This is a genomic window from Virgibacillus halodenitrificans, from assembly GCF_001878675.1.
GTDB lineage: Bacteria > Bacillota > Bacilli > Bacillales > Amphibacillaceae > Virgibacillus_Q > Virgibacillus_Q halodenitrificans.
This window is the reverse complement of record NZ_CP017962.1, coordinates 3544731-3562514: the sequence shown is the minus strand read 5'-3', so window position 1 is coordinate 3562514 and position 17784 is coordinate 3544731. Positions and strand designations below refer to the sequence as shown.

Annotated in this window: 13 protein-coding genes; 8 read left to right on the top strand and 5 right to left on the bottom strand. The window is 38.1% G+C overall.

From position 1 onward, the window contains the following. Positions 1-295 precede the first annotated feature (295 nt). On the top strand, positions 296-907 hold the full coding sequence (locus BME96_RS17550) for a superoxide dismutase family protein (RefSeq protein WP_071649771.1): 612 nt from the start codon (positions 296-298) through the stop codon (positions 905-907). 127 nt (positions 908-1034) lie between these two features. Here BME96_RS17550 and BME96_RS17545 read toward each other — a convergent pair whose 3' ends face one another. After that, positions 1035-2459: a YfcC family protein gene (locus tag BME96_RS17545; RefSeq protein WP_060679751.1), complete on the bottom strand. Its 1425-nt coding sequence runs from the start codon at positions 2457-2459 to the stop codon at positions 1035-1037. A gap of 195 nt (positions 2460-2654) precedes the next feature. On the opposite strand from BME96_RS17545, the gene BME96_RS17540 reads away from it, so the two are divergent. Further along, positions 2655-3368: a sulfite exporter TauE/SafE family protein gene (locus BME96_RS17540; protein ID WP_019379307.1), complete on the top strand. Its 714-nt coding sequence runs from the start codon at positions 2655-2657 to the stop codon at positions 3366-3368. 128 nt (positions 3369-3496) lie between these two features. Here BME96_RS17540 and gntK read toward each other — a convergent pair whose 3' ends face one another. The 3 genes from gntK to gnd all read right to left on the bottom strand — a co-directional run bounded on the left by gntK (position 3497) and on the right by gnd (position 7614). Next, positions 3497-5053 (bottom strand): gluconokinase, encoded by a 1557-nt coding sequence (gntK, locus tag BME96_RS17535; RefSeq protein ID WP_071649770.1) that lies wholly within the window; start codon positions 5051-5053, stop codon positions 3497-3499. Between the two features lie 148 nt (positions 5054-5201). Further along, positions 5202-6545, bottom strand: coding sequence for a GntP family permease (locus BME96_RS17530; RefSeq protein WP_071649769.1), 1344 nt, complete (start codon positions 6543-6545; stop codon positions 5202-5204). A gap of 172 nt (positions 6546-6717) precedes the next feature. Next, the gene (gnd, locus tag BME96_RS17525; protein WP_040956629.1) at positions 6718-7614 is read right to left on the bottom strand and encodes a phosphogluconate dehydrogenase (NAD(+)-dependent, decarboxylating); all 897 of its coding nucleotides are present in this window, start codon (positions 7612-7614) and stop codon (positions 6718-6720) included. A gap of 136 nt (positions 7615-7750) precedes the next feature. On the opposite strand from gnd, the gene BME96_RS17520 reads away from it, so the two are divergent. From BME96_RS17520 to BME96_RS17505, 5 genes are all read left to right on the top strand, one after another. Next, on the top strand, positions 7751-8602 hold the full coding sequence (locus BME96_RS17520) for a MurR/RpiR family transcriptional regulator (protein WP_071649768.1): 852 nt from the start codon (positions 7751-7753) through the stop codon (positions 8600-8602). Positions 8603-8719: 117 nt separating this feature from the next. After that, positions 8720-9907 carry an MFS transporter gene (locus tag BME96_RS17515; RefSeq protein ID WP_071649767.1) on the top strand — a complete coding sequence of 396 codons (1188 nt, stop codon included), beginning with the start codon at positions 8720-8722 and terminating at the stop codon, positions 9905-9907. An 84-nt stretch (positions 9908-9991) separates the two neighbouring features. Then, a complete protein-coding gene (locus tag BME96_RS17510; RefSeq protein WP_071649766.1) occupies positions 9992-13168 on the top strand; it encodes a DEAD/DEAH box helicase in 3177 nt (1058 codons plus the stop codon). Positions 13169-13341: 173 nt separating this feature from the next. Beyond that, positions 13342-13491 carry a hypothetical protein gene (locus BME96_RS19700; RefSeq protein ID WP_156036061.1) on the top strand — a complete coding sequence of 50 codons (150 nt, stop codon included), beginning with the start codon at positions 13342-13344 and terminating at the stop codon, positions 13489-13491. Between the two features lie 764 nt (positions 13492-14255). Further along, positions 14256-15287: an NAD(P)H-dependent flavin oxidoreductase gene (locus BME96_RS17505; protein ID WP_019377370.1), complete on the top strand. Its 1032-nt coding sequence runs from the start codon at positions 14256-14258 to the stop codon at positions 15285-15287. A gap of 50 nt (positions 15288-15337) precedes the next feature. Here BME96_RS17505 and BME96_RS17500 read toward each other — a convergent pair whose 3' ends face one another. Beyond that, positions 15338-15712 carry a DUF3899 domain-containing protein gene (locus BME96_RS17500; protein ID WP_060679759.1) on the bottom strand — a complete coding sequence of 125 codons (375 nt, stop codon included), beginning with the start codon at positions 15710-15712 and terminating at the stop codon, positions 15338-15340. Between the two features lie 275 nt (positions 15713-15987). Here BME96_RS17500 and BME96_RS17495 point away from each other — a divergent pair, with 275 nt between their 5' ends. Then, complete coding sequence (locus BME96_RS17495) at positions 15988-17685, top strand: peptide ABC transporter substrate-binding protein (RefSeq protein ID WP_019377368.1); 1698 nt, start codon at positions 15988-15990, stop codon at positions 17683-17685. Positions 17686-17784: the final 99 nt, after the last annotated feature.

Below are 17784 nucleotides of genomic sequence, written 5' to 3'. Positions count from 1 at the left end.
AACCGGACGATGTATTTAAACGTTCGGTTTGTTTGAATTTCCATGTGTTAAGAAACTACATTACACGCATGTGCATTTTCTTTTGATTAATGTGGGTTAAAAATTAACATACTTTATCTAAGTAAATAGGTATATGACTACTAATAAAATCAACAATCTAAATAGACAAATTACGCCTCAATTACTACTCATTTATTTATTGTATAAGGAAAAAGAACGAATTAGCTCAAAAAAGGTTTAATTTTCTTTAAAATAGAGGAAGATACTAGTAACAATCAGGAAGGGAGTTCGTAAAATGAAGCGTTCACTTTTACTAGTATTTTCAGTTTTGTTGATAATGGTTCTAGCAGCCTGTGGTGGAAACGAAGAAGAAAAGCCTAATAAAGATAACAACCAAGAGAATGAAGAATCGTCGGAAACGATGGCAGATCAGAATAAGTCAGACTCAACAGATAAAGAGGATGTACTTGTCTCTTTAAAAAATAAGGATGGAGAGGTAGTAGCAACAGCAACGTTGACAGAAGATGAAGAAGGGGTTCATGTTGCCCTTGAAGGAGAAAAGCTTCCGGCAGGCACGCATGGATTCCATATTCATGAAAAGGGGGCCTGTGAAGCGCCTGATTTTAAATCTGCAGGTGGGCATTTTAATCCGACAGATGCCAAGCACGGATTTGATGTACCTGAGGGGCCGCATGCAGGAGATATGAAAAATATTGAAGTAGGAGAAGATGGGACCGTTCAGACAGAACGTTTGGCAGACATGGTTACACTGAAAAAAGGTGAAGCGAACTCTTTATTTAAGGAGGGAGGGACAGCACTTGTTATTCATTCAGGAGCCGATGATTATAAATCGCAGCCTTCCGGAGATGCAGGTGAACGTATTGCTTGTGGTGTGATAGGTGAATAAATAAACGAAGCCGGCTAACTTGGCCGGCTTCATTTATTGCTGAAAAACTATTCTAGTGGAAAGTGTTCCATGCTAAAGGGACAAAATTAGCCTGCCTTCTTTACTTCAGGCACTTGAGTTTTTTTAATTAGAAAGGTCCCCAATTTATCAAAACGCCCGTAACTAAGGTAATAACAGCAATAGCAAGCCAAATGAAAAATAATGGCATAATCCATTTCAACCATTTGGTCCAAGATAAATTAGCGACAGCTAGGCTTGCCATCAAAATCCCTGATGTAGGGAAAATTAAATTTGTTAGACCGTCCCCAAATTGGTATGCTTGTACAGCTACTTGTCTTGTCACTCCCACCATATCCGCAAGAGGCGCTAGCATAGGCATCGCAATCATTGCCTGCCCACTACCTGAATTGACAAGGAAGTTTAGAACCCCATTGGAGATAAACATACCGATAGCTGCTACTGCAGGCGGGAAATGTTCTAAGGGCACAGCAATTCCATAAACAATTGTATCCAAAATTTGTCCGTTCTCCAGTACAACAATAACGGATCTGGCAAGTCCAACTACCATTGCACCGTAAACTAACTTTCTCGTTCCAGATAGAAAGGTTTCGGCAAGCTTATTATAGTGCATTCCCGCAATAATGCCTGCTCCGATGGCGATAAAAACAAAAAAAGCAGACATATGATTAATCGTCCATTTCAATTGAATAGACCCATAGACAAAGAAAAGCAAACTTAATCCTACAAATATAAGAAGGAGCTTATGCCTTGTAGTAAACGGAGCATTTAACTCTTGCTCATTACCATCCTCATCATCACCGTAGGCTCCTGCAAAACTTTTTGATGGATCTTTAAGAAGTTTTTTTGTATAACGCCATGTATACCAGATTAGCGATGCCAGTATTACGAGGAATACGATGATGCGTAGTACCATTCCTGAGAATAAAGGAAGACCTGCTATGTCCTGAGCAATTCCGACAGTGTAAGGGTTAATAAAACCAACACTGAAGCCCGCAAAGTTGGCACCGAATGTAATTGCTACAGCAACAATAGGATCTAGTTTTAATGTTCTGGCGATAATAACTCCTACCATAACAAAAGCGATAACTGCGTTAGCCACAGCTCCCACAGCCCCTGTTAATGCAAAAATGGCAGATACGATAGCAATCAGCCAAAATTCGTTGCCGCGTGTAATATGTACTGCCCTATGAATCGCGCCATTTAAAGCCCCAGAGCGTTCAATTATCTCAAACATTCCCCCTGTGAATAAGACTAAGAAGATGATATCAGCAGACTCAACCATCCCCATCTGGATAGCATAGAAAAAATCAAAAAAACCCAAAGGAGCAGTATCTGTTCCGTGATATGTATTTGGAATAACTCGTTCCACTCCATCAATTGTTTCTCTCTCAAACAAACCGGATGGCAAAACATATGTAGCGAGAAATCCTAGTAATAATACAAAAAATAAGATGACATAGGTATCTGGCATCTGCCATTTATTCTGCTGTTTTACTGAATAATCTTGGTTTACTTCTTTTTGTGGTTCCATAAATCCTCCTATTTTAAAAAGTTTTTACTATTGTACCAGAAAGAATAAGTATATTCACGAAATAGTTAGAAAAATACGAAATAACTTTCTAAATGGAGGGATGCCTCTAAATGAAATTTCAGTATATGTAGAGCGGAATAAAAGGAAAGGGTGTATAATAATTCCTGAATTCTTATTTGATCGGAGTGTACCTTCATGGAAGTAGCTTTGTTTATATGTATTATCTTTATAGCTTCTATCCTTCAAACAAGCACGGGATTTGGTTTTTCTATTATGGCTACACCTTTTTTACTTTTAATTTTTGCGCCCAGAGATGCCATTCAAATTAATTTGATTCTTTCTTTGCTCATCTCCATTCTATTAATTAGAAATGTGAAAAAACACGTAGATACCACCATACTTAAACGTCTGATCATTGGAAGTATCGGTGGATTACCTATAGGCATTTTCCTGTTTACTAGCATCAATTTGATATTTTTGAAGTATTTTGTAAGTGGTAGTATTCTAATTCTTACTGTATTGTTAATCATGAAATTCCGGATAACGCAAACAGGGAAGAAGGATTTTTGGATAGGTGGGGTTTCTGGTGCATTTACAACAAGTATTGGCATGCCAGGTCCGCCGATACTTTTGTATTTTTCAGGTACTGACACAACTAAAGAAAAGCTAAGAGCTACCACGTTGGCGTTTTACTTATTTATTTACTTTGTTAGTTTGGCTCTTCAGTTAATTGTTTCTGGGACCTCACAACAAGTATGGGTATCAAGTATGTGGGGGATACCAATTGTATTGGTAGGACTAATTGGAGGCCAAATCTTATTTAGGTGGATTGATCAGGATAAGTTTCGTTGGCTGACATATGGATTATTGCTATTTTCGGGCTTATATTTGCTTATACAACAATTGTAAATTAGATGCTTTCAGACTTTGTCATGTGTATAGCTTGATTCCTTCGGGCTAATGGCTATCAAAATAAAGAGGCAGAGGCAATTCTTATAATAATTTGCCTCTGCCATGTTGCTTTTTTCCTTACATTATTAAGCCTTATCCGCACTAATATGCTTTCGTTGAAATTCTGTAATACTATCATACTCTTCTTCAAAAAGGCGGGATAAGCGTATATAAATGGGTAAGAGTTCACGATAAAAATTCGTTGTTTCTTCTACTGGTTCATGTGTATGCGTCTTGCCAACCATTTCTGATACGATACTGAAATCGTCAATCTCATTTAATGCATACATACCAAGCACAATTGCTCCAAGACATGAGCTTTCATAGCTTTCTGGAACAACGACTTGTTTGTCAAAAATATCGGCCATGAGCTGGCGCCACATTTGGGATCGTGCAAAACCGCCAGTTGCTTGAATTCTTTTAGGTTCTCCGGTTAACTCTTCTAATGCTAAAAGCACGGTATATAAATTGTAGATAATACCTTCCAAAACAGCCCGTATCATATGTTGTTTCTGGTGATGGATACTTAGGCCAAAGAAGGAAGCTCTCGCATTCGCATTCCATAATGGTGCTCGTTCCCCGGTCATGTATGGGTGGAAAAGCAGGCCGTCAGAACCAGGATTAACCCCACTTGCTATTTTTGTTAAAACATCGTATGGATCTATGCTTAGTCGCTTCGCTGTCTCTACCTCGGCTGCAGCAAATTCATCGCGCAACCAACGTAATACCATTCCGCCATTATTAACCGGGCCACCAATAACCCAATGATTTTCTGTTAAAGCATAACAAAATATGCGTCCCTTGGGATCTGTTCTCGGTGTATTGGACACAGTGCGAATAGCTCCGCTTGTACCAATTGTTACAGCAATTACTCCAGGGTCAATTGCATTTACACCTAAATTCGATAAAACACCATCACTTGCCCCGATTACAAAAGGTGTGTCGGGGGAAATACCCATAAACTCACACAGCTTCTTATCTGTTCCTTTAATGATCTCGGTAGTTGGTACCGGTGTTGATAACTGTTCTGATGAAATGCCTGCCACAAGTAAAGCTTCTTCATCCCAACTCATTTTTTCCAAATTAAACATACCGGTAGCAGAGGCGATGGAATGGTCAATGATATACCTTCCAAACAATTTATAAAAAACATATTCTTTAATGGAGATAAATTTGGCTGCCTGATCAAAAATATCTTTCTTTTCATCCTGCAACCAGACAAGTTTGGCGAGTGGAGACATTGCATGGATTGGTGTCCCAGTTCGTAAATAGATCTCATGGCCGTTCATTTCTTCTTTTATTTTCTTTGCATGAGTTGCACTACGGGTATCTGCCCAAGTAATACTGTTTGTCAGTAAATTATGTTGCTCATCTACAGCAATTAGGCTATGCATAGCAGAACTGAAGGAAATGAGTGTTAGTTGTTCTGATGAAATATCACTTTTCCTCATTGTCTCACGTATTGTGCCAAGCACAGCATTGAAAATTTCCTCCGGATCCTGTTCCGCTATTAAAGGGTTCGGTGTGTGTAAAGGATAATTAATTGTATGGTTTGTTATTACGATGCCGGTTTTTGTAAAAAGTACTGCCTTTGTACTTGTTGTACCAATATCTACACCAAGGTAATATTTTTCGTTCTTCATAATGAAGGACCTCCTATATGGGAAAAGGAAAAAGAAACGTTATGCTTCTTTTTCCAGTAGTTTGTTTATAAGGTATTACATATAAGTTTTTAGCAAAAGGTAATGTGCATAGCCCTACATGGGTTAAGAGCAGGATTTCTTACACGGCTTATCCAATAAATAAACTTAATACAAATACAACTGCGAACCCTACAAGGGCAATTAATGTTTCCATCACGGTCCATGACTTAAGGGTATCTTTCACATCCAAACCAAAATATCGGTTCACGAGCCAGAAACCAGAGTCGTTAACATGAGAGAAAATAGTGGCACCTGCAGCGATGGAAATAACAATTAAGCCTAAGGATGGTCCCGTAATTCCCATTGTTTCTATTAAAGGTGATATTAACCCTGCAGCAGTAACCATGGCAACCGTAGCAGATCCTTGAGCTACACGAACGACGGTAGAGATTAAAAATGCGAGCAATACAGGTGGTAGTGCAGAGCTTACCATCATTTCACCTAAAACATCTCCAACTCCAGAATCAATTAATACTTGCTTAAAAACTCCACCTGCGCCTGTAACTAGAATAATAATTCCTGCAGGTTCTAATGCTTTTGTTGCAATGTCTTGAACATCCTGTTTCTTATACCCTCGTTTTACACCCAAGAAGTAAAAGGTCAATAATGTTGCAATTGTTAATGCAACAAAGGGATGCCCCAGAAAAGTAAAGAAGCTTCTAATTGCATTGCCTTCTTCTAATATAACGCCAGTCAACGTATTAGCAAGAATTAATACTAATGGAATGAAAATTAAAGAAGCAATCATAGCAAAGCTTGGTAGTTCCTGTTGATGCTCTGTTTCTTCTATTTGCATATAATCCGGAATACCCACGTGAATTTTATTAGCGATATACTTACCAAAAATCGGGCCGGCTATGATCATTGCAGGAAGCCCAGCGATTGCACCAAAAAGAATTACCCAACCAAGATCAGCCCCAATTAAATCAGCGACCGCAATGGGCCCTGGAGTTGGCGGAATATAGCTATGTGTTACTGCAAGACCAGCTAGCAACGGAATACCATAATAAAGTAATGACTTTCCTGTCTTCTTAGCCAATCCATAAACAATCGGCACTAGAATAATAAAGCCAACATCAAAGAAAACAGGAATAGCTACTAGGAAGCCAGTAACTCCTAAAGCCCATTGCGCTTTGTCTTCCCCGAACTTAGCAATCATTGTTTGTGCTAACCGTTCAGCTCCCCCGGAGACTTCAAGCATTTTACCAAACATGGCGCCAAGCCCAACGACAACTGCTACGAAGCCGAGCGTTCCTCCCATGCCGCTTTCCATTGAATCAATAACACCTGAAAGTGGCATGCCTGCTGCCACCCCGACAATTAAACTTACAAGCAATAATGCAACAAAGGCGTGTAGCTTTGTGCGGATAACTAAAAATAATAAAAGAAAAATACCAGCTAGCGCGATCATAATTAATGAAATATCACCCATTTTTACTTCCTCCTCTTTCTATTAATCTTTTTTTATATGAAAATAACTTTTGCAAAGCCACCAAGTGACTGCACAATATTAATGCAATGAAGCGAGTTTGTTTAACCGCTTACAATTGTTGCGAAAACACAGGGATGAGGAGGAAACCTCATAAGTCAGTTTCCTCTCAGTTTCATTTTTTTACGGTTTCATGCCCACCAAACTCATTCCGAAGTGCAGCAACTACTTTGCCGGAAAATGTATCGTTTTCTAAGGAACGATAGCGCATCATAAGAGATAGGGCAATTACTGGAGCAGCCACTTGCAGATCAATTGCTGATTCTACTGTCCACTTACCTTCTCCTGATGAATGCATAATTCCGCGGATCTGTTCAAGATTAGCATCTTTTGAGAAAGCATTTTCTACTAATTCCATTAGCCATGAGCGAATAACGGAGCCGTGGTTAAAAACCTTAGCCACTTTCTCGTAATCATAATTGAATTCACTTTTATCGAGAATCTCAAAGCCCTCTGCAATGGATTGCATCATGCCATACTCCATACCGTTGTGCACCATCTTTAAGAAATGCCCACTTCCAGTTTCTCCTGTATATAAGTACCCGTTTTCCACGGAAATATCACTGAATAGTTGCTCGATTTGAGTAAACTTTTCTGCATTTCCTCCAATCATGGTACATGCGCCATTCCGCGCACCTTCCATACCACCGCTTGTACCGCAGTCGAAGAAATAAATACCTTGTTCAGAAAGAATTTTATTTCTGTTTAAGGTGTCTTTATAATTTGAATTTCCACCGTCTATAATGGAATCGCCCTTGTCCAGATGAGGAGAAACTTCTTGAATTACTTTTTCAGTTATATTTCCTGCAGGAACCATTAACCAAATTACTCTTGGAGTAGCTAATTGGTTCGTAAGTTCTTTCAACGAATCTGCAAGTGAGAAGTTTTCATGTGCTATATTTTCGCCAATGGAGCGATTTGCATCATAACCAACTACGTGATGATTATGGTCCATTAGATTAAAAGCCAAATTTCTACCCATTTTCCCGAGACCAATTAATCCGATATTCATTTTGTCACCTCTAATGATGAAATTTTTTTCTTTTTCGCATTCATTATATCAAATATTTTTCCTTGATCAAGCGTTTTCATAAAAAATTTTTTCGTTTATAATGTTTTTATGGAATAAAATAGAGAGGAATTTCATTATGGAACCAAATAAGTATGGATTAGCAGGAATACGAAGTAATTATGGGAAGTTTAGTGAAAAGGAAAAAAAGATCGCTGATTATATTTTGCAGGATCCCCAAAAAATTATTCACCACACGATTAATCAGGTCGCAGACGAATTAAATGTTGCTGAATCTACTGTGTTTCGGTTTTGTCAACGGGTTGGCTTCAAGGGGTATCAAGCTCTGAAAATTGCACTTGCAGCTGAAATTGTAACACCGATGAAAGATATTCATGAAAAGATAAGTGATGGAGACAGTGTGGGGATGGTAACCGAAAAAGTATTCCGGTCAAATGTAAAAACTTTGGAGGATACATTGCACATTATGGATTCGCATATAATGGAGAAAGTTGTCGAAACCATTTTAAAGGCTGATCGTATTTTCTTCTTTGGAAGTGGAGGATCTGCAGTTGTAGCTCTGGATGCCTATCATAAGTTTATTCGCAGTGGATTAAATGTAAACTCAACCTTGGATGCGCACATGCAGTTGATGGCTGCTTCTCAGCTAACAAAGAAAGATGTAGCTATTCTCATCTCCCATTCAGGTTCAACGAAAGATATTTTAGATGTATTGCAGGTGCTGAAGGATAAAGAGGTAAAGATTATTAGTATAACCAATTTTGCTAAATCTCCTTTAACCAAAGAAGCAGATATTGCATTATATACTGTGGCAGAGGAGACAGATTTTCGTTCAGAAGCATTATCTTCCAGAATTGCTCAGTTAAGTATTGTGGATGCACTATATACAAATATAATGATTGCAAGAAAAGACCTGGGAAATAAAGCATTAAAAAATATGAGAAACGCTATTTCCGTTAAAAGACTATAAAGGACCAAAAGCGTAAGTGCCTTTTATAAATGAAAAATGGTAATGTCGTTCCATTTCTATTCTAAGCCCACTCATGTATAATATATTTCGAGTAACGAAGAAAGGAAGAAAATATACATGAGTTCACAAGCAGTAAATCATAGAGCGACAGACAAGATATGGACAAAAGATTTTGTTTTGGTTTGTCTGGCAAACTTTTTTATATTTTTAGGTTTTCAAATGACATTGCCAACACTACCTCTATTTATAAAGGAATTAGGCGGCAGTGATCAGATGATAGGTATTATTATTGGTATTTTTACCTTTTCCGCTTTACTATTTCGTCCCTATGCCGGACATGCACTGGAGTCAAAAGGCAGGAAATTCGTTTATATGATAGGTTTAGCTGTATTCGTAATTTCTGTTGGCTCCTATGCTTTCATTGTAGGCATTGGACTACTGGTGGTTATGAGGATTGTTCAAGGTGCGGGTTGGGGATTGTCAACTACAGCAACAAGCACCATAGCTACAGATATTATTCCAATGAAACGAAGAGGGGAAGGCCTTGGATATTTTGGCTTGTCCGGTAATTTAGCTCTTGCATTTGGCCCTGCTCTTGGCTTGACCCTTGTTGGAGTAATTTCGTTTACCAGTCTGTTCTTAATCTGTGCAGGACTGGGGTTAGTAGCATTTTTACTTTCCATGACAATTCACTATAAAAAAGTGGAAGAATCACCGGATAAAGCTGTTACGATTAAATTTGATATTTTTGAAAAAAGCGCAATTCAGCCGTCCATCCTCTTGTTTTTTATTACAGTAACATTTGGGGGAATTGCTTCTTTCTTGCCGTTATATGCTGCTCAAGAGCATATAGATGGTATCGAGCTGTATTTCCTTGTATACGCAGCCTTTCTAATGATTTCACGAACCTTTGCTGGCAAGATTTATGATAATAAAGGACATCTATATGTATTCCTTCCAGGTGCGCTCTGTATTTTTATTGCAATGCTATTGTTATCCTGGTTGCCAAATATGCTGGTTATGTTAGTTGCTGCAGCCATTTATGGGCTTGGGTTTGGAAGTGTCCAACCTGCATTACAGGCATGGGCAGTAGATAAATCTCCGAACAATCGAAAAGGAATGGCTAACGCTACCTTTTTTTCATTTTTTGACTTGGGGGTAGGCATCGGTGCAATGACATTTGGCCAGCTTGCTTCACTATCCGGTTATGGAGCGATTTATGTGACAGCAGCTGGTTCCGTTTTAATTGCCATGTTATTTTATGTATATTTGATTCTAAAGTCTGGCATCCGTAATCATCTATAAGGTATTAACAGTTTTGTTTAAAAACATGCTGTGATCGTATACAATAGAAGGAACACAAGACTTAGAAAGTAGGTTGCTAACGTTTTGAAAAGTATCGGTAATATCAACATCCAAAGTTTATTCCCTTCCGTCATTTATAAAAGAGGACTTGATTACTTTAAGAATAACAAGGTTACTGACCTTTTATATGATATTAACTATAGTGTATGGACAGCGACTGTAATTGGTTCTGAGGATTATTTTGTAGAATTGAATATGAAGGATTTCTCCAATGGTTCGATTGAAGCATATTGTGATTGCCCGGCATTTGAAACATTTGGTTCCTGTAAGCATGTTGCTGCAACATTAATAGCGATTGCCAATAGAAGCGCTAATAAACCTCCAGCCTTTGCAGATTATGATTATAATATGACCAACCGATTTATCCGGGCTTTTAGTGATATTCAACAACCAACAGCTGAAAATGAGATTCTTCCGGAGAAGAAGGAAATGAAGGTGGAGTATTATTGTCACCTGTCTTATGACAAAAGCTTGTCCATTGAAATAAAAACTGGGGAGAAGCGCTGTTACGTAGTAAAGGATGCGTATGAATTTCTTAAGCATGTTTTAAATAATATCGAACACTTTTTCACAAAAACATTTACCTATTTTCCTGATACGCATCATTTTCTTCCTCAGGATAGAGAAATTTTTGAAAAGCTGCATGCTGTTTTAAAAAATGAGTCCATTTATAATGACCACTCTTACATGTATTATCAAAAGACAGCAAATGATCGAAGGTATATTACCCTTCCTCCTTTAATTGCAGAAGATCTCTTGGAAAAATTGATTGAACGGAATTTTACCGTCGTCACAGAACGGACTTCCTTTACCCATGTGCAATTAGAAAAAGATAGTCTACCTTTTCATTTTTCTATTTCTAAAAATGATAAAGAGGATTTAACCTTAATAATGGATGAACTATCCGACGGGGCCTATCTTCCGGCATATGAATTATTTTTTCATAAAGGTGTATTTTATAGCCCTGCTAAAGAACAGGTCCCGGTGCTTGAGCAAATTAGTCAATTTGGAATGGATAATCTCGAACTGCCGATCTCCAAACAACAAGCAGACACGTTTTTATCAGAAGTGCTTCCCTCTTTGAAGAAAATTGGGGATGTAGCGATAGATAATAATGTAAGAGAAGAAATCATTCAAGTTCCCCTACGCGCCAAAATGTATCTCGAAGTAAAAAGTGATTGGATTATTGGTAAGCTGGAATATCACTATGGAGATCAATTAATAGATCCGTTTAGTGGCAGAGAGCAGCACGATGTTATTATTATTCGAGATACAGAGAAAGAACAACAAATCATGCGTCTTATTGAATACGCAAATTTTAAATATAACGGAAAAGAACTGTATTTGGCAGCAGAAGAAGAGGAAGAAATATACGACTTTTTGTATCATGTTCTTCCACTTTTAGATGACCAAGTGGAACTGTTTCTGACTTCAGATATACGGAATTATATTATGGAAACAGACCCAGTACCCAGTACAAGAGTAAATTTGGAAACATCATCTAATTTACTGGAAATTGGCTTTGACATAGCAGGTGTAGACGACTCAGAGATAAACAAAATTATTGATGCCGTTATTGAAAAAAAGCGGTATTACCGTCTGCAAAATGGCGCACTGCTTTCCTTGGAAGGGGAAGACTTTACTTCCATGAAGCAGCTCTTTAGTGATATGGAGATTAATAAAGATGATCTTCAAGATGGCAGTATTCATGTACCGGTCTATCGTGGTACGCAGGTAGATGAAATGATTGAAACGAATAAAAATTATGATCCATCATTTCGCAAGCTGCTTCATCAACTGAAATCACCAGAAGAACAAGTATACCCATTACCAGCTAACTTACAGGCTACGTTGCGGAATTACCAGCAAACGGGGTATCAATGGTTTAAATCCCTTAGCCATTATCATCTAGGGGGCATATTGGCAGATGATATGGGCTTGGGAAAAACCTTACAGAGCATCGCCTACATTGCTTCAGAGCCTAGTGAGCATCCACACTTGATTGTGGCACCATCTTCCGTTATTTATAATTGGAAGAATGAATGCGAAAAGTTTTCACCGGAGATGAAAGTAGCTATCTTAACAGGGAATCCTCAGGAGCGAAGAGAAAAAATTACCGGCACGATTGATGCAGCAGATGTTTGGATTACCTCTTACGCTACTCTCAGACAGGATATTGAATATTACCGGGAATTGACCTTTCAGACACTCATCTTAGATGAGGCACAATATATTAAGAACTACGCAACGAAAACATCAAGGGCAATACGTGAAATAAAAGCAGGAAGAAAATTTGCGTTAAGTGGCACACCAATAGAAAACTCGATTGATGAGCTATGGGCTATTTTCCAGGTTATATTGCCAGGGCTGATGCCAAATCATCGCAAATTCAAACAATTGTCTCATGAAAGAATAGCAAAGATTACAAAACCATTTATTCTTCGACGTCTCAAAAAAGATGTACTGAAGGAATTACCGGATAAGATTGAAACTGTTCATGTATCCGAACTAACCAAAGAACAGAAGGATTTGTATATTGGGTATCATCGCCAACTTCAACAGGAAGCTGCCCAATCGATGCAGGAAAGTGGTTTTCAAAAAAACCGGATGAAGATACTTGCTGGATTAACACGCTTGCGCCAACTATGCTGTCATCCTTCCTTGTTTATCGAAAATTATCAGGGGAAATCGGGTAAGCTTGAGCAATTGATGGAGACGATACGTACTGCAAGGGAAAGTGGAAAACGCATGCTGATCTTCTCCCAGTTTACAAGTATGCATGAAATCATTAGTGCGAAACTTGAGAACGAAGGAATAGGTTACTTTTACTTACACGGGCAGACGCCATCACAAGAACGAGTGGAAATGAGCGAACGATTTAACAATGGAGAAAACGATGTTTTTCTTATTTCCTTGAAAGCCGGTGGCACAGGCCTCAACTTAACTGGGGCAGATACGGTTATTTTGTATGATCTTTGGTGGAATCCGGCGGTGGAGGACCAGGCAACAGGCCGTGCTCATCGATTTGGTCAGAAAAATGTTGTCCAGGTCATTCGGTTGATTGCTGAAGGTACCATCGAAGAAAAAATTTATGATTTACAACAAAAGAAACGAGAGCTCATTGACCAGGTTATTCAGCCTGGAGAGTCTATGCTATCCAGTCTCAGTGAAGATGATGTTAGAGAACTATTGAATATTTAATGAAAGAACCAGCCTGCCCAGGCTGGTTCTTTATGTTTTTATAAACGGAAAAAAGGGAAAATAATATCCGTGACTTTTATAAAAGAAGAAAATTTATAATGCGAACCATATTTTGTTCTTAACCAAGCCACATTCGTATAAATTACAAGTAAACACTTAAGGGGGATGGGAAGATGAGAACAGTTGCAAGAGGGGTGGCAAAGTTTTTCGTAGCTAATTTTGCTGTAGTAATGGCGATTATGTTATTGCCAGTATTTCTAGTAACTGATGATGTTGCTCTATTTGATTCGATGATGGAATATTTATTCAGTAATAAGTCATAAGCAGAATTTAATTTAGGAGGATGTATTAGTTAAATGCATCCTCTTTTTTTATAGGTATGATATTCTATATAAAACCGGTTCTAAAATAGATGTTGGGGTATGAAAAGCATTTTTGATGAAACCTTACAGAAATATTGAGTGTGTGTACACCATCGCTACGGAAAACACTGCGCTTTTCGGGGGCGGCTGATGAGCCTCGGGCCAATACGATGTTGGTCATGAAGGCGTTGCGACAGGACGTCGCGACTTTAGCCTTCCAGTCCCTATATAACGCATTCCGGGGTCTCACCTATGCCTCATCTCCCCCAGAAGTCTTCGTATTTTCCTCCGCTTAGATTTACTTTTTTAAATATATGGGATTATTATTAAAAGCTTAAATGTACTCACTTTTACATTTCAAGTACAGGTTTGGTGAATCCTACCCTACCTGTTTGTATGCGTGATACACTTAAAAGTAATCAGGCGATACTAGTCTGTATTCTAGAGTTTTAAGCTGATACAAATTGATTGGAGCGGAAGGGGGCGACTCCTACCGGAATAGCATGAGCTGAAGACCCTGGACGTAGCGTAGCGAAGGAAGCGGCTGAAGCCATGCCGGTGGAAAGCGTCCCCCTGCAGCGGAAATCAATGGGTTCATCCACTTCCTTAAAATTAGATATACTCTAGTTAGCAATTATTTCCAACTATGAATGTACGAGATAATGTTGTATCTTAGCATCTGTATTAGGACCGTAAAACAATTCTAGATTAGTGAGGTGAGTGAGTTGGATTTTTGTAAAGAAATGAACATTGCACATCCTATCATTCAAGCAGGGATGGCCGGAGGAATTACTACACCGGAATTAGTAGCAGCCGTAGCAACGAATGGATGCCTTGGTACAATAGGTGCCGGTTATATGAGCGCACCTAAGCTGAAAGAAGAAATCAAACAAGTGAAAATGCTAACTTCTAAGCCATTTGCAGTAAATGTGTTCGCCATAAATCTTGAAACATATTCCAACGAAGTCGCTGAAATGCAACAATTCCTTAATAAATACAGGCAAGAACTTTCTATTAACGAAGGAAGCAGAGAGATTAAAGTAAGAGATCATCTACATGAAAAAATTCAAGTAATACTCGATGAAAACATTCCAATTGTCAGTACAGCTTTTGGCGTGTTAACAGCCTCATTAATTGAAAGATTAAAAGCTAATCAGGTGAAACTGATAGGAATGGCAACGAATGTATATGAGGCAAAACTGTTGGAAGAAGCAGGTTATGATGCAGTTGTGGCACAAGGTTATGAAGCAGGCGGGCACCGTAGTACCTTTGATTTAAATAGATTCAATGATAATGCTGATCTTGGTTTAATAGCTTTAGTGGAAAGATTTAAAGGAAATTTGCAACTTCCTATTATAGCTGCAGGAGGTATACATACAAGAGAGCAAATAAAAGGATTGCTAGCAATGGGGGTAAGTGCTGTCCAGCTTGGCACAAAATTTTTAATAGCTAGAGAAGCCGGTACAAATGCGGCTTATCGTCATGCGTTAATCCAGGCAGAAGCAGAGGATACTCAAATAACAAGAGCATTTTCCGGTCGCCCAGCTCGAGCAGTGAAGAACCGTTTTATTGATGATTTAGAACAAAGTAAGCTTAACTCATTGCCATTTCCTTTGCAAAATGAGATGACTAAAGATATACGAGCTACAGCAAAAGAATTTTCATTGGCGGATCTTCAATCCTTATGGGCTGGACAAGGTGTAGGTGAAATAAAAAAGGAAGAATCGGTAAAGCAAATAATAAATTCACTAATATAAAAGAGAGCATAATGGGCTTTTCGACTCATTGTGCTCTTTTAAAAACTGAATTATATTGTGTAGTAGAGTGCCATTAGCAATAGTAGAATAACAATTTGCATCCACACTAGGAATCGGAGATTGCGGTAAAAAGTAGTATTTATAGTTTGAGATGGCGCAGGTTTGTCTTTCCATTCTCCCATATAGTCTTTCTTCTTTTTTGACATCATACTACCAAATCTTCTAAAAGAGAAGGTCAGACCGTCAAAAAAGCCACCCTTTTTAATAAATAGAAATAGAATTGCTACAAGTGAAAGGAGAAAAACATAAAACCATGTGTTTATATAGTTCTCCAGATCATATTTAGGAGTGAATAGAAAAAAGATAAGCGTCACTACTAAAATATTTACTAAGAAATAGAACCATTTGTTCATGAAGAGTTGCATATATTTCCACCTTTTATAGTAATTTGTTACTCATTATATCATAGAAAATAGATTTAATTGGAAATAATTTTGTAATAATTTGTAGTGAACACTTATTCATGAAAGCGTTGTCAATCAAGGGTTTTCATGACTTTATTAATTTAATAAATAGTAATAGTTTTTTCACTATTTTAAAAAAAGACTTTACAAAACTGTAAAAATAATTGTATACTTCTTGTAGTAGAATTCATCTACGAAAATATCAGAAAATAGAAAATAAGGGGGTTCTTTTGACTATGAAGTTGAAATGGTCATTACTTTTGGCACTAGGTTTACTGCTTAGTGTGTTCTTAGTGGCTTGTGGCGGAGGAGACGACGCTTCAGAAGGCACAGAAGACAGTGGTAACAAAGAAAAAACTGAAGATTCTGCATCAGAAGGAGAAGAAGCTTCAGGAGAGCAAGTCTTAAATCTTCTTAATGGAGATACAATTCCAACAATGGATGCTTCCATGGCAACAGACCAATATGCATTTGAATTTTTAGGTGCTACAATGGAAGGTCTTTACCGATTAGGTGAAGATGGTAAGCCGGTTGAAGGTATTGCAAATGATCACAAAGTAAGTGAAGATGGTAAAACATGGACATTTACTTTACGTGAAGATGCAAAATGGTCAAATGGTGACCCTGTAACTGCACATGACTTTGTTTATGCATGGCAACGTGCTGTAAACCCTGACACTGGTTCAGAATATGGACCATACATGATGGGTGGAGTTATTAAGAATGCAACTGCTGTTAACGGTGGCGATAAGCCAGTTGAAGAACTTGGTGTTAAAGCAGATGGTGACTATACATTAGTAGTAGAACTTGAAAACCCAACTCCATACTTTGAGTCATTAACAACTTTCGGAACGTTCTTACCGTTAAACCAAAAGTTTGTTGAAGAACAAGGCGATAAATATGCAACTAGCACAGATACATTATTATCAAATGGTCCATTTATTTTATCTGATTGGGAAAGCACTTCAAGCTCTTGGAATCTTACAAAGAACGAAGATTACTGGGATGCAGAAACTGTTTCTCTAGATAAAATCACATATGAAGTAGTTAAAGATCCACAAACAGCGGTAGATCTTTATGAAGCAGGTACAGTTGACCGTGCTGGTCTATCTTCTGACCTAGTTGATCAATATTCTACCCATGAAGACTATATTGTAAACCCGCAAACTTCTGTTTTCTATTTGAAAATGAATCAAACTAGAAACGAAGCTTTAGCAAATACAAACATCCGTGCAGCTATTAGCCGCGCATTTGATAAACAGGCATTAGTTGATCAAATTCTTAATAACGGATCTCTAGTAGCTAATGGTTTAGTACCAGCAAACTTTACTCCAATGCCTGAATCTGGAGAAGATTTCCGCGAAGTAAGTGGAGACTTAGTAACATATGATCTTGAAAAGGCAAAAGAATATTGGAAAAAAGGTTTAGAAGAGCTAGGAACTGATTCTGTTGAACTTGAATTCCTTGCTGGTGACAGTGAAACTGCTAAGCAAATGAACGAATACCTAGCAAACCAGCTTCAAACTAACCTTGATGGATTAAAAGTTACTTTAAAGCAGGTTCCATTTGAGCAACGCTTGGATTTAGATACAAACATGGATTATGATATTCAATTCTCCGGTTGGGGTCCTGACTTCTTAGATCCATACACTTTCTTAAACCTATGGATTACAGATGGCGGAAATAACAAAATGGGCTATTCCAATAAAGAATACGATAAGCTTTTGGAAGAGGCACAAACAACACTTGCTACTGATAACCCAGCAAGATATCAAAACTTCTTAGAAGCTGAAAAGGTTCTATTTGAAGATGCAGCAATTGCACCAGTTTACCAAAAAGCTTCTGCACAGTTGTTGAGACAAGGTGTTGAAGGAATTATCGTTAACCCATTCGGACCGGACTACGAGTACAAGTGGGCTAGTGTTAGTAAATAATTACATTTTTAAATAAAAAATATGCTTTTACTTTCAGAGAAGAGAGTGTATGACCCTTTGGCATATACTCTCTTTTCCACTGCAATTAAAAAGTCTTAC